This window comes from Agrococcus pavilionensis RW1 (assembly GCF_000400485.1).
Classification (GTDB): Bacteria; Actinomycetota; Actinomycetes; order Actinomycetales; family Microbacteriaceae; genus Agrococcus; species Agrococcus pavilionensis.
In genome coordinates, this window is the sequence record NZ_ASHR01000037.1 from 1 (window position 1) to 13134 (window position 13134).

A 13134-nucleotide genomic window follows, 5' to 3' on the forward strand; every position below is an offset into this window, starting at 1 on the left:
CCTCGCGCTCACTTCTCAGTGAGGCACCTCGCGCTCCGGCTCGCTCGCTTGCTACATTGGTAAGGCTTGCCTCACTTGAGGCGCCGATACCCAGGAGGCTTCGCATGGCGGGACCCGAGCGCGTCGCCGCGGTCGCACCCAGGTTCATCGAGCTCGAGGTGCTCGACAACCAGCAGGTGTCGCCGCACATCCGTCGCGTGACCCTCGGCGGCGACGAGGTCTCGGCGATGACGCCGCAGGGCTTCGACCAGTGGTTCCGCTTCTTCATGCGCCGCGAGGGGCAGGAGGCGCTGCGGGTGCCGAAGAGCCCCTCGACGTGGTTCCCGCAGTACCTCGCGATGCGCGAGCAGCACCGCCCCTGGATCCGCAACTACACCGTGCGCGACTTCCGGCTCGACGCCGGCGAGCTCGACATCGACATCGTCTGCCACGAGGACCCGGGCCCGGGCGCGGCGTGGGCGATGGCCGCCGAGCGCGGCGAGCGCGCGGTGCTGCTCGACGAGGGCCTGCTCTACAACGACGACGGCCTCGAGGGCGAGATCCTCATGGTCGGCGACGAGTCGGTGCTGCCGGCCGTCGCGGGCGTCTGCGGCTCGCTCGAGGACGACGCGCGCGGCACCGTCGTGCTCGAGATCGGCCACCGCGACGACATCCAGGAGTTCCGCCGCCCGGCCGGCGTCGACATCCGCTGGGTCGAGCGCGGGAGCCTCCGCGAGGGCCAGGCCGCGCTCGAGGAGCTGCGCGGCATGCGCATGCCCGAGGAGTTCGGCTACGCCTACGCGGCGGGGGAGCAGCAGCTCGCCACCGGCGCCCGCCGGCACCTGGTGCGCGACCGCGGCATCGACAAGCGCCGCATCACGTTCACCGGCTACTGGAAGCTCGGGAAGGCCTACGTCTCCTGATCCGAGCGGTGGAAAGTTCGCCCGAACTTTCGCCATGGTGACGTTGCGGCCATCCTGACCGTCGGTTCCGACGGTGGTGACGCGTCCGCTTGCCTAACGTGTAAGCCGTGGCATCCGCAACCGTTCCCGCCGTCGACAGCGCCCACCAGGCGTGGCTCGACCGCGTCGCTCTCGCCGAGTCCGCCGTCCCCATCATCGGCCGGCTCTACCGCGAGCGCGACGTCGTCACGCACGTGCACGGCAAGCAGCTCGTGAACCAGTCGCCGATCGAGATCCTGAAGGCGCACAAGTGGGCGCGCCGCGTGGGCGAGCGGGTGCTGAGCATCGAGGACTCGATGGCCGTGCTGCGCCTCGTCGACGAGCTCGGCATCCGCGGCGTCTCGCTCGACCTGGGCCTGCTGCTGGGCGACGCGCCCGAGAGCGGCCTCGAGGACTGGGCGCGCGAGCGCGTCGCCGAGCTGCCGTCGTGGGAGCAGGACCAGCCGACCGACGTCGTGCTCTACGGCTTCGGCCGCATCGGCCGCCTGCTCGCGCGCATCCTCATCGGCCACGCGGGCCGCGGCCTCGGCCTGCGCCTGCGCGCGATCGTCGTGCGCCGCGGCGGCGAGAACGACCTCGAGAAGCGCGCGAGCCTGCTGCGCCGCGACTCGGTGCACGGCGCCTTCCAGGGCACGATCGAGATCGACCGCGAGGCCAACACGATCCTCGCGAACGGCACGCTCATCCAGGTCATCTACTCCGACGACCCGTCGAGCGTCGACTACACGCAGCACGGCATCGAGCACGCGATCGTGGTCGACAACACCGGTAAGTGGCGCGACGAGGCCGGCCTCGCGCAACACCTCGAGTGTCCCGGCGTCGACCGCGTCGTGCTCACCGCGCCGGGCAAGAGCCCGCTCAAGAACGTCGTCTTCGGCGTCAACCACGAGACCATCGGCGCCGACGACCGCATCGTCACCGCCGCATCCTGCACGACGAACGCCATCACGCCGGTGCTGAAGGTCATCAACGACGCGTACGGCATCGAGCACGGCCACGTCGAGACGGTGCACTCGTACACGAACGACCAGAACCTCATCGACAACTTCCACAAGGGCGCCCGCCGCGGCCGCTCGGCGGCGCTCAACATGGTGCTGACCGAGACCGGTGCCGCGAAGGCCGTCTCGAAGGCGCTGCCCGAGCTCGAGGGGAAGCTGACCGGCAACGCGATCCGCGTGCCGACGCCCAACGTGTCGATGGCGATCCTCAACCTCTCGCTCGAGCAGGCCGTCGAGCGCGACGCCGTCAATGAGCTCCTGCGCCGCACCTCGCTCACCGGCGAGCTGCGCGCGCAGATTGACTTCACCGACTCGGCCGAGGTCGTCTCCTCCGACTTCGTCGGCAACAACCGCGCCGGCATCGTCGACGGGCTCGCGACCATCGCGAGCGGCAAGCACCTCGTGCTCTACGTCTGGTACGACAACGAGTTCGGCTACTCGTCGCAGGTCATCCGCGTCATCGAGCACATGGCCGACCAGATGGCCAAGGCCCGGCAGCTCGCCCCGGCCTGACACGACTTGCCCCCGTCGGGACTCTCCTGGGTGGAGGCCCGACGGGGGCAAACCCCTCGACGTCCAGCGCGCATCCGATAGCGTCGTCGGCATGCGCGAGGTGACCGAGGAGCAGCTCCGCGCGTGCTTCGTGAACGCGACGCGGCGCGAGCTCGAGCAGCTGCCCATGCCGGGGCTGCACGAGACCATCTGGGACGAGCGGGAGTACCTCGGCTGGCGCGGCGAGCGCTCGAGCCGGATCGGCTACATCGTCCACTGGCGCGGCGACGAGCTCGTCGGCGTCGTCGTGCGCGCGGCGCCCGGCGGCCTGCGCCCCGGCATCGCCGCGATGTGCTCGATGTGCCACTCGACGCAACCCGCGACGCAGGTGCGGATGTTCAGCGCGCGGCTCGCGAGCCTCGACGGCGACACCGGCAGCTCGATCGGCACGTACCTGTGCGAGGACCTCGCGTGCTCGCACATCATCCGCAGCGGCCCGCCGCACCTGACGAGCCCCGCGCGCATCGCTGCGCGCGGCGCCGCGCTGCTCGAGCGGCTCGAGCGCTTCACCGCCCGCGTCGAGCGCGCGACGCGCGAGGCGCGCGGCGGCTGAGCGCCCCGCGGTTCGATAGCGTCGGCGCGTGAACGACACGCAGCGCAGCGACGACTCCAAGCCCGCCCCCGACACCGGCATCACCCAGCTCGACGACGAGCTCATCACCACCCGCCACACCCTCGCGACCGACGAGGGTGAGCTCTCCTACACAGCGCGATCGGGCCGCGTGGTGCTGTGGCAGGAGAAGACCGAGGACGACGTCTTCCGCGGCCGCCGCGCCCGCGCGCAGGTCGCGATCACGGCGTACACGCTCGACGGCGCCGACCCGACGCAGCGACCGGTCACCTTCGCGTTCAACGGCGGTCCGGGATCGGCGAGCGTGTGGCTGCACATGGGCGTGCTCGGCCCGCGCCGCGTCGTGATGGGCGACGCCGGCTCGCTCGCTGCGCCGCCCTACGGCATCGCCGACAACCCCGAGTCGCTCCTGCGCGTCTCGGACCTCGTCTTCATCGACCCGGTCTCGACCGGCCGCTCGCGGCCCGCCGAGGGCGAGAAGGCGAAGGACTTCCACGGCTTCACCGCCGACATCGAGTCGGTCGCCGAGATCATCCGCCAGTGGGTGACGGCCGAGGGGCGCTGGCTGAGCCCGAAGTTCCTCGCGGGGGAGTCGTACGGCACGACGCGCGCCGCGGGCCTCGCGCAGCACCTGCAGGGCGAGCTGGGCATGTACCTCAACGGGCTGCTGCTCATCTCGAGCGTGCTCGACTTCTCGACCGCCAACTTCGAGCGCGGCGGCGACCGGGCGCACGCGATGTACCTGCCCTTCTACGCCGCGACCGCGTGGCAGCACGGGTTCCACGAGGGCCGCTCGCTCGAGGAGGTCGTCGCCGAGGCGCAGGATTACGCCGCGCGCGACTACCCGTACGTGCTGGGTCGAGGCGCGCGATTGACGGCGGAGGAGCGGGCGGATGCGGTGGCTCGCGTCGCGCGCCTCACCGGCTTGAGCGAGACCTACGTCGACCGCGCCGACCTGCGCATCGAGCACTGGCGCTACTTCGGCGAGCTGCTGCGCGACCGCGGGCTCACCGTCGGCCGCCTCGACTCGCGCTTCACCGGGCCGGCAGCGAGCGGCATCGCCGAGCACATGGACGCCGACCCGTCGATGGATGCGATCCTTGGGCCGTACGCCGCCGCGTACCAGCACTACCTCCACCACGAGCTCGGCGTGCGCGACACCGGACCGTACCACGTGTTCGGCAAGGACGTCATCGAGCACTGGAGCTACAAGGAGTTCGAGAACGCGCCCGTCTACGTCATCGACCGGCTCTCGCGCGCGATGCGGCAGAACCCGCACCTCGCGGTGCACTTCGCGTACGGCTGGTTCGACGGCGCGACGCCGTTCTCGGCGGCGGAGGACTCGGTGGCGCACCTGCAGATCCCTGCGGCGCTGCGCGACAACCTCGAGCACCGCTACTACGAGGCCGGCCACATGATGTACGTGCACGAGCCCTCGCGGCTCGCGCAGGCGGCCGACCTCGCCGACTTCGTGCGCCGCCGCGCCGACCGCTCCGCTTCCTGAGCCGCTCTGCGATCGACCCGCTCCCTGAGCCGCTCCGCGCTGAAGGCGCAGAGCGTGTCGAAGGGGGAAGCGACCCCTCCCGCATGCGGTAGTCTGTCTTGGTTGCCTCCGGGCGACTCGATCGCGAGAGCGACGGGCTGTGGCGCAGCTTGGTAGCGCACTTGACTGGGGGTCAAGGGGTCGCAGGTTCAAATCCTGTCAGCCCGACAGCAAGCCCCGGTGAGCACTGCTCACCGGGGCTTCTTCGTCCCGCGAGGCCGGTGGGTCGATGCCGAGCCCGATGCGTTGGTGCGCCCAGCACCAGCCGCAAGCGCCCGCACAGGCGGTTCGCATACGCTGTGGTCGTCTCCGACGGAAGGGTCGATCGTGCATCCCGCAGCAGAGCACCCGGCGCCGCACCACATCCCCGGCGCTGATGAGCACAGCATCCCCGAGCTCGAGGCAGATCAAGCCGTCCCTCCGCGCCCCGAGGAGGAGATCGCTGACGTCCTCCGATCGGAACCGGACACGGCGGATCATCGGCCGCAGGACCGCTGACCGCAACATCGGGGGAGCGCGCCGTGCTCGATCCGCCCGTGTACCGCGCCCCGATGCGCTCGCGGCTGCCCGCCGTCACTGTGGGTGCCGCTGTGGAGCGGGCGCTCGCCGAGGGCGTCGTCGGCATGGGCGGCGCGCTCGCCCCGAGCCCCCGCACCATCGTCGAGGCGGCGGCGCTCGCGGCCGAGCAGCACGACGAGCGGCTCGCCGCCCGCATCGAGCGCTTCGCCGACGCGCCCGACGGCGCGTTCGTCTGGACCCGCGACGACGACGGCCTCTCGTGGCTCGGGCGGCTCGCGGGGCCGTGGCGCTACGACCCGAGCCCGGATGCGTCGGCGGTCGACCTCGTGCACGTGCGGCCATGCGAGTGGCTCGGCGCGCCGGTCGCCGAAGCCGACGTGCCGCCCGCCGTGCGCGCGACCTTCGCCCGCGGCGGCCGCAACTGGCAGCGCACGCACGACGCGGCCGTCTCCTCGCTCTCGGCCGAGGTCTGGGCGCGCGGCGTAGGGTGACGCCGACGGGCGCCGTCCGGCCCGCCGAGAGGAGCGCATCCGTGATCCCGACCACGACCGCCCACAGCGGGCTGACCCTGCCGGTGCTCGGCTTCGGCACCTACAAGCTCAAGGGGCGCGCGGGCACCGACGCGATCGGCAGCGCGATCGAGCAGGGCTACACGCTGCTCGACTCCGCCTTCAACTACGAGAACGAGGGCTCCGTCGGCGCCGCCGTGCGCGCGTCCGGCCGTCGCGACGAGCTCGTCGTCACGTCGAAGCTCCCCGGCCGCCACCACGACCGCGACGCGGCGCGCGTGACGATCGAGGAGAGCGTCGCGCGCACGGGCCTCGAGCGGCTCGACCTCTACCTGATCCACTGGCCGAACCCGGGCCGGGGGAAGTACGTGGATGCGTGGGGCGCGCTCATCGAGGCGAAGGAGCGCGGGCTCGTGGGCGCGATCGGCGTGTGCAACTTCCTGCCCGAGCACCTCGAGCGCCTGCGGGCGGAGACGGGCGTCGTGCCCGAGGTCAACCAGGTCGAGCTCCACCCGTACTTCCCGCAGGAGGAGCAGCTCGCCTACGACCGCGAGCACGGCATCATCACGCAGGCGTGGAGCCCCCTCGGGCGCGGCAACGACCTGCTCGAGCGCGGCGAGGTCGTCGAGATCGCCGAGGCGCACGGCGCGACGCCCGCACAGGTGCTGCTCGCGTGGTCGATCGCCCGCGGCGCCGTGCCGCTGCCGAAGGCGACGTCGCCCGACCGGCAGCGCGAGAACCTCGGCGCGCTCGACGTGGCGCTCGCCGACGACGAGGTCGCGGCGATCACGGCGCTCGGCCGGCCCGACGGGCGGCTCGGCGATCAGGACCCCGCGCGCTACGAGGAGATGTAGCGCGCCGTCTCCTACGAGTCGGGCCATCGCCACCTGGCAAGGCGCTGAGTTCGGTTGTGCACAACCGATCCACCTGCGAGGCTCGCAGCATGTCGACCACCGAGCAGAGCACGCGCGTCACCGAGCGGATGGTGTGCTTCGCGCTCTACTCCGCCGCGCGAGCGACGAGCCAGGCCTACCGAGCGCTGCTCGAGCCGTGGGGTCTGACGTACCCGCAGTACCTCGTGCTCGTGACGCTCTGGGTCGAAGGACCGCAGAGCGTGCGCGCGCTCGGCGAGCGCATGCAGCTCGACAGCGGCACGCTCTCGCCGCTGCTCGCGCGCATGGAGACCGCCGGCCTCGTGCGCCGTGAGCGCGGTGGCACGGATGCGCGCGTCGTCACGGTGCACCCCACCGATCGCGCGATCGAGCTGCGGGACGAGCTCGGCCACGTGCCGCCCGCGATCGCGCGCGGCATGGGCCTCGGCGATGCGGAGGACGCGCAGCGCCTGCTCGCGACGCTCCACGGCGTCGCGGCATCGATGCACGCGGTCGCCGACGACCCCGCGGCCGCCACCACCGACTGACCGAACCTGCGTCGGCCGCCGTGCCGACGCATCCGACCGACCGAACGACGAGGAGAGGACCACCATGGACGTGCTCTACACCGCAGAAGCCCTGTCGACCGGAGGCGGTCGCGACGGCCGCGTCACGACCGCCGACGGGCGGCTCGACCTGTCGATGGCCGTGCCGAAGGAGATGGGCGGCTCGGGCGACGGAGCCAACCCCGAGCTGCTCTTCGCCGCCGGCTACGCCGCGTGCTTCCACTCGGCGCTGCAATCGGTCGCGCGAGCGCGGAAGGCGAAGCTCGAGGGCTCGAGCGTCGGCAGCCGTGTGCAGATCCTGCCCGACGGCTCCGGCGGGTTCCGGCTCGGCGTGCACCTCGAGGTCGTGCTGCCCGAGGTCGAGCCGCAGCTCGCGCAGGAGCTCGCCGACGCCGCGCACGAGGTGTGCCCCTACTCGAACGCGACGCGCGGCAACATCGAGGTCACCGTCGCCGTCTCGGACGACTGACGTGCCCGCCGCGAGCACGAGCGAGGCGCCGTCGCGAGTCGGCGCGATCGCGCGCGGGGCCGTGCGCGTGCTGCTCGGAGCCTCGCTGCTGCTGGCCGGCATCGGCCACCTCAGCTTCGCCCGCGCCGAGTTCCAGGCGCAGGTGCCGCCCTGGCTGCCGCTCGACGCCGACCTCGTCGTGGTCGCCTCCGGCGTCGTCGAGATCGCGCTCAGCCTCGGGCTGCTGCTCCTGCGCCGCCACCGCGCGCTCGTCGGCCTCGCCGCCGCCGCGTTCTTCATCGCCGTGTTCCCCGGCAACATCGCGCAGTGGGTCGAGGGGCGGGATGCGTTCGGGCTCGACTCCGACGCCGCTCGCTTCACGCGGCTCCTCTTCCAGCCGCTGCTCGTGATCGCCGCGCTGTGGTCGACCGGCGCGTGGCGCGAGCTGCGCCGCTGGTGGCGCGAGCGCCGCTCCTGACCGCGCGGCCGTGCCGCGCATCCATCACACCGAACCGCCAACCGAAGGGAGCGCACATGCGCGCCATCGTCCACGACCGATTCGGCGAGCCCGAAGACGTGCTGCACGTCGAGGAGCGGCCCACGCCCGAGCCCGGCCCCGGCCAGGTGCGCGTGCGCACGACGCTCGCGACCATCCACAACCACGACCTCTGGACCGTGCGCGGCACCTACGGCTTCACGCCCGAGCTGCCCGCGGGCAGCGGCACCGAGGCCGTCGGCGTCGTCGAGGCGCTCGGCGAGGGCGTCGAGAGCCTCGCGATCGGCGATCGCGTCGTCGCCGGCGCGTTCGGCGTCTGGGCGGAGTCGTTCGTCGCCGACGCACGCGGCCTCGTGCCGGTGCCGGAGGGCCTGCCCGACAGCGCGGCCGCACAGCTCGTCGCGATGCCGTTCAGCGCCGTGAGCCTGCTCGAGAGCCTCGACCTCGCCGAGGGCGACGTGCTCGTGCAGAACGCCGCGAACGGCGCCGTCGGCCGCATGGTCGCCCAGCTCGCGCCCGCCCGCGGCATCCGCGTCGTCGGCCTCGTGCGCCGCCGGGAGGCGGTCGACGAGCTGCGCGAGGCCGGCATCGAGGGCACCGTCTCGACGTCGGAGGACCATTGGCGCGAGCGCGTCCGGGAGCTCGCGGGCGACGGGCGCATCGTCGCGGGCGTCGACTCGGTCGGCGGGCCGGCTGCCGGCGACGTGCTCTCGGTGCTCGATGAGGGCGGCACGCTCGTCGTCTTCGGGGCGATGGGCGCGCCGACGCTCGAGCTCTCCTCGGGCGACCTCATCTTCAAGGGCACGACCGTGCGCGGCTTCTGGGGCAGCACGGTGGGGCGCACCATGGCGCCTGAGACTCGCGAGCGGCTCTTCGCCGAGCTCGCGGAGCGCATCGGCGAGGGCACGCTCACGCTCCCGGTCTCGAGCACGCATCCCTTCGAGGACGTGCGAGAGGCGGTGCGCGCGAGCCTGACGCCTGGCCGCGTCGGCAAGGTGCAGCTGCGGCCGTAGCCCGGGTCGCGCCCACGAGACGATCAGGCGCTCTGCATAGTGTCGGGGCGGGGAGGAGCACCATGGACGACTCGACGGGCGACGCTCCGCGCCGCATCCTCATCACGGGCGCGACGGGCGGCATCGGCCTCGTGCTCTCGGAGCGGCTGCAGGGCGACTACGACGTCGTCATGCACGGCCGCACGCCGCGGAGCCCGCGGCAGGAGCGCGAGCTCCGCGAAGCGGATCTCACCAACTTCGAGGCGGTGCTCGAGCTCATGGACGGCATCGACACCGTCGTGCACCTCGCGGGCAGCGCGAGCCCGGAGTCGACGTGGGACGACGTGCTGGGCGCCAACATCGTCGGCACCCGCAACGTGCTCGAGGCGGCGGTCGACGCGGGGGTGCGCCGCGTCGTCTTCGCCTCCTCCAACCACGCGATGGGCATGTACGACCGGCTCGAGCAGTGGCCCGTCTACCCCCACCACCTGCCGCGGCCCGACTCGCTCTACGGCGTCTCGAAGGCGCTCGGCGAGACGCTCGGCCGCTTCTACTTCGATCAGCACGGGCTCTCGTTCATCGCGCTCCGCATCGGATGGATGACCGACGACCCTGCGAGCGCCGACCTCGACATCCTCCACGCGATGTGGCTGAGCGAGGACGACGCCGTGCAGGTGTTCCGCTGCGCGATCGAGGCGCCCGTCGACTTCGGGCCCTACTACGCGATCTCCGACAACCCGAACCGTCGCTGGGACCTCACGAACACCATGCTCGACCTCGGCTACCGGCCGAAGGACTCGTGGGCGGATGCGGCACCCGGCGGCGAGGACGTCGTGCCCGAGGGTGAGTCGGTGCCCGACTCGTGGCCCGAGGGCTCCTAGCGGTCAGTCCGCGGCGTCACCGAGGATCGCGTCGACGAGCCGCGCCGCGTCGTCGGCGTCCGACGAGCTGCGGCTGAGCGCCCGCAGCACGACCGCCCCGATGAGGGCCTCGGCGAGCTGCTCGGTCGCGACGCCCGGCCGCAGTGCCGTCGTGGAGCCGATCGCCGCGTCGAGGCGACCGGAGATCGAGGCGGAGCCGGTCAGGCTGTCGCGCAGCCGCGCGCCCACCTCGGGATGCTCCGCGGCGGCGGCGAGGAGCGAGAGCACGAGTCCCGGCTCGGCGTCGATCACCGCGAAGACGGTCGTGAGCCACGCCTGCATGTCGGCGCGCACGTCGCCGGTGTCGGGCAGCGCGAGCCGGTCGTCGAACAGCAGCCCCTCGAGCAGGCACTCCGCGACGAGCGCGCCCTTCGATCGCCACCAGCGATAGATGGTCTGCTTGCCGACGCCCGCGCGCGCCGCGACGCCCTCGATCGTCAGGTGCTCGTAGCCGCGCTCGGCGAAGAGCGCCGCGGTCGCCTCGAGGATCGCGAGGCGCGCCGCCTCGCTGCGCACGGGACCGGTGCGGGGGAGCGACATGGCACCTCCAGGAGCCACAGGAAAGACGAGACGGTGCGTGTTATCTTAGTCCCCGCTTGTCGTCGTCGGGAGCGCTCGGCCTCGGCTCGCGCGCGGATCGGAAGGGCCTCATGGCCGAGCTGCTGCATCGCCTCGGGACGTTCGCCGCGCGCCGCGCGTGGACCGTCCTCATCGCCTGGATCGTCATCCTCGCCGCCGCGGTCGGCGGCTTCCTCGTCGGCTTCAAGGGCCTCTCGTCGAGCTTCGACATCCCCGGCACCGCGTCGGGCGAGGTCGTCGCCGAGCTCGAGCGCGAGCTGCCCGACTTCGCGGGCGCGACCGGCACGGTCGTCGTGCACGCGACCGACGGCGCGATCACCGACGAGCAGCGCGAGCAGCTCGCCGAGCTCATCGAGGGCGCCGAGTCGCTGCCCGACGTCTCGGGCGTCAACGACCCCTTCGCGACCGAGGCCGAGCGCGCCGACCAGGCGCAGCAGCTCGAGGACGGCCGCGCGCAGCTCGAGGCGGGGCAGCAGCAGCTCGACGCGGGCCGCGCGCAGCTCGAGGCGGGTGCCGCGGCGCTCGAGGAGGGACAGGCGCAGCTCGACGCCGCGCGCGCCCAAGCCGAGGCCGCGGGCTTCCCGACCGCCCAGCTCGACGCCCAGGAGGCGCAGCTCGACGCGCAGCGCACCGTCATCGACGCGCAGCGCGCACAGCTCGACGAGGGGCAGGCCGAGCTCGACGAGCAGCGCACCCGGCTCGAGCGCGGTGAGGAGCTCCTCTCGCTCGCCGACGGCATCCGCCTCGTCTCCGAGGACGGCGCGACGGCGCTCGTCACCGTCTCGTATACCGAGACCAGGCTCGAGCTGCCGCAGGAGTCGAAGGACGCCACCATGGCGCACTTCTCCTCGCAGCCGATCGACGGGCTCGAGATCTCGTTCTCGACCGATATCGCGCAAGGCGTGCCCGAGATCCTCGGCATCGGCGAGGCGATCGGCGTGGCGCTCGCGGCGGTCGTGCTCGTCGTCGTGCTCGGCTCGCTGCTCGCCGCCGCCCTGCCCATCGTCACGGCGCTGCTCGGCGTCGCCATCGGCGCGATGGCCGTGCTGTCGTTCTCGGGCGTCGTGCAGATGGCGTCGGTCACGCCGATCCTCGGCGTCATGCTCGGCCTCGCGGTCGGCATCGACTACTCGCTCTTCATCGTCTACCGCCACCGCAAGCAGCTGCTGCGCGGCATGGGCGTCGTCGAGTCGATCGGGCTCGCGAACGGCACGGCGGGCAACGCGGTCGTCTTCGCGGGCGTCACGGTCATCGTCGCGCTCCTCGCGCTCGGCATCACCGGCATCCCCTTCCTCGGCCTCATGGGCGTCGCGGGCGCCGTGAGCGTCGCGATCGCCGTGCTCATCGCGATCTCGGCAACGCCGGCCCTGCTGGGCCTCGCGGGCCGGCGCATCCTCAGCCGGCGCGCGCTCGCGAAGGCCGAGGCGGCGAGCGACGGCGCGGATGCGCTGCGGTCGGTGCGCCCGATGTCGCACGCGCGCGCGGTGCTCAGCGCCGTGCTCGCCGTCGCGGTGCTCGCGACGATCGCGATCCCCGCGCTCTCGATGCGCCTCGGCCTGCCCGACGGCGCCTCCGAGCCCGCCGACTCGACCGCCTACCGCGCGTACGCGCTCACCGAGGAGGCGTTCGGCGAGGGTCAGAACGGCCCGCTGCTCGTCACCGCGACGATGCCCGGCGACCTCGACGACGTCGAGGTCGAGCGGCGGCAGCTCGCGGTCGCGAGCGAGCTCGCGACGAGCGACGACGTCGTCGCAGTCGCGCCGATCGCCGTCTCCGACGACGCCGGTGCGGGGGCACGGCTCGCGGTCTTCCAGGTCGTGCCCGCGGAGGGCCCCAACAGCGAGTCGACCGAGGCGCTCGTGCGCGAGCTGCGCGCGCGGCCCGCGATCGAGGGCGACATGGCGCTCGGCGTCGCCGGCCAGGCGGCGAGCAACATCGACATCTCCGAGGGCCTCGCCGACGCGCTCCCGACCTACCTCGCGGTCGTCGTCGGGCTCTCGTTCCTCATCATGGTGATGGTGTTCCGCTCGCTCCTCGTGCCGCTCATCGCCACCGGCGGATTCGTGCTCTCGCTCTTCGCGACCTTCGGCGCGGTCACCGCGGTGTTCCAGTGGGGCTGGCTCGGCGGCCTGTTCGGCGTCTCGGAGCCTGGGCCCATCCTCAGCTTCCTGCCCGTCATCCTCACCGGCATCCTCTTCGGGCTCGCGATGGACTACCAGCTCTTCCTCACGACGGGCATGCGCGAGGCGTACGTGCACGGGGCGGATGCGCGACTCGCGGTCGCGCGCGGGTTCCGGGCGGGTCGCAGCGTCGTCATCGCCGCGGCGCTCATCATGATCGCCGTCTTCGCGGGCTTCATCGCCTCACACTCGATCATCATCAAGGCGATGGGCTTCGGACTCGCGCTCGGCGTGCTGCTCGACGCCTTCGTCGTGCGGATGCTGCTCGTGCCCGCGATCATGCACCTCGTGGGCCGCGGCGCGTGGTGGCTGCCGCGCTGGCTCGACCGCATCATCCCCAACGTCGACGTCGAGGGGGCCTCGCTCGAGCGGCGCCACCCGGCGGCGAGCACCGGCAGCACCGACGCGGTCGCGGCGGACGCGACGGCGGAGCGCTGACCCGGCGAGG

13 protein-coding genes and 1 tRNA gene are annotated in these 13134 nt (G+C 72.7%); 13 read left to right on the top strand and 1 reads right to left on the bottom strand.

All coding sequences use genetic code 11. The features are described from left to right. The first annotated feature begins 104 nt into the window (after window positions 1–104). The 12 genes from L332_RS27600 (at window position 105) to L332_RS27655 (ending at window position 9888) form a co-directional block, all read left to right on the top strand. Window positions 105–902: a siderophore-interacting protein gene (locus L332_RS27600; protein ID WP_021011594.1), complete on the top strand. Its 798-nt coding sequence runs from the start codon at window positions 105–107 to the stop codon at window positions 900–902. A 107-nt stretch (window positions 903–1009) separates the two neighbouring features. Further along, window positions 1010–2452: a glyceraldehyde-3-phosphate dehydrogenase gene (locus L332_RS27605; RefSeq protein WP_021011595.1), complete on the top strand. Its 1443-nt coding sequence runs from the start codon at window positions 1010–1012 to the stop codon at window positions 2450–2452. A 91-nt stretch (window positions 2453–2543) separates the two neighbouring features. Further along, a complete protein-coding gene (locus L332_RS27610) occupies window positions 2544–3044 on the top strand; it encodes an FBP domain-containing protein (RefSeq protein ID WP_021011596.1) in 501 nt (166 codons plus the stop codon). A gap of 28 nt (window positions 3045–3072) precedes the next feature. Next, window positions 3073–4566 (top strand): S10 family peptidase, encoded by a 1494-nt coding sequence (locus L332_RS27615; RefSeq protein WP_021011597.1) that lies wholly within the window; start codon window positions 3073–3075, stop codon window positions 4564–4566. Between the two features lie 133 nt (window positions 4567–4699). Further along, window positions 4700–4773 (top strand) — tRNA-Pro (locus L332_RS27620). 353 nt (window positions 4774–5126) lie between these two features. Next, window positions 5127–5615 (top strand): hypothetical protein, encoded by a 489-nt coding sequence (locus L332_RS27625; protein ID WP_021011598.1) that lies wholly within the window; start codon window positions 5127–5129, stop codon window positions 5613–5615. A 41-nt stretch (window positions 5616–5656) separates the two neighbouring features. Further along, the gene (locus L332_RS27630) at window positions 5657–6487 is read left to right on the top strand and encodes an aldo/keto reductase (RefSeq protein ID WP_021011599.1); all 831 of its coding nucleotides are present in this window, start codon (window positions 5657–5659) and stop codon (window positions 6485–6487) included. An 89-nt stretch (window positions 6488–6576) separates the two neighbouring features. After that, a complete protein-coding gene (locus L332_RS27635; protein WP_021011600.1) occupies window positions 6577–7053 on the top strand; it encodes a MarR family winged helix-turn-helix transcriptional regulator in 477 nt (158 codons plus the stop codon). A gap of 64 nt (window positions 7054–7117) precedes the next feature. After that, entirely contained in the window at window positions 7118–7540 is a 423-nt protein-coding gene (locus tag L332_RS27640; RefSeq protein WP_021011601.1) for an organic hydroperoxide resistance protein, read from the top strand. Between the two features lies 1 nt (window position 7541). After that, window positions 7542–7997 carry a DoxX family protein gene (locus L332_RS27645; protein ID WP_021011602.1) on the top strand — a complete coding sequence of 152 codons (456 nt, stop codon included), beginning with the start codon at window positions 7542–7544 and terminating at the stop codon, window positions 7995–7997. A gap of 56 nt (window positions 7998–8053) precedes the next feature. Beyond that, a complete protein-coding gene (locus L332_RS27650) occupies window positions 8054–9028 on the top strand; it encodes a zinc-binding dehydrogenase (protein WP_021011603.1) in 975 nt (324 codons plus the stop codon). A gap of 62 nt (window positions 9029–9090) precedes the next feature. Next, the gene (locus L332_RS27655; protein ID WP_021011604.1) at window positions 9091–9888 is read left to right on the top strand and encodes an NAD-dependent epimerase/dehydratase family protein; all 798 of its coding nucleotides are present in this window, start codon (window positions 9091–9093) and stop codon (window positions 9886–9888) included. A 3-nt stretch (window positions 9889–9891) separates the two neighbouring features. Here L332_RS27655 and L332_RS27660 read toward each other — a convergent pair whose 3' ends face one another. Beyond that, window positions 9892–10467 carry a TetR/AcrR family transcriptional regulator gene (locus tag L332_RS27660; RefSeq protein WP_021011605.1) on the bottom strand — a complete coding sequence of 192 codons (576 nt, stop codon included), beginning with the start codon at window positions 10465–10467 and terminating at the stop codon, window positions 9892–9894. A gap of 110 nt (window positions 10468–10577) precedes the next feature. Between L332_RS27660 and L332_RS27665 the strand changes: the two genes are divergently transcribed. After that, a complete protein-coding gene (locus tag L332_RS27665) occupies window positions 10578–13124 on the top strand; it encodes an MMPL family transporter (protein ID WP_041204166.1) in 2547 nt (848 codons plus the stop codon). Window positions 13125–13134 lie beyond the last annotated feature (10 nt).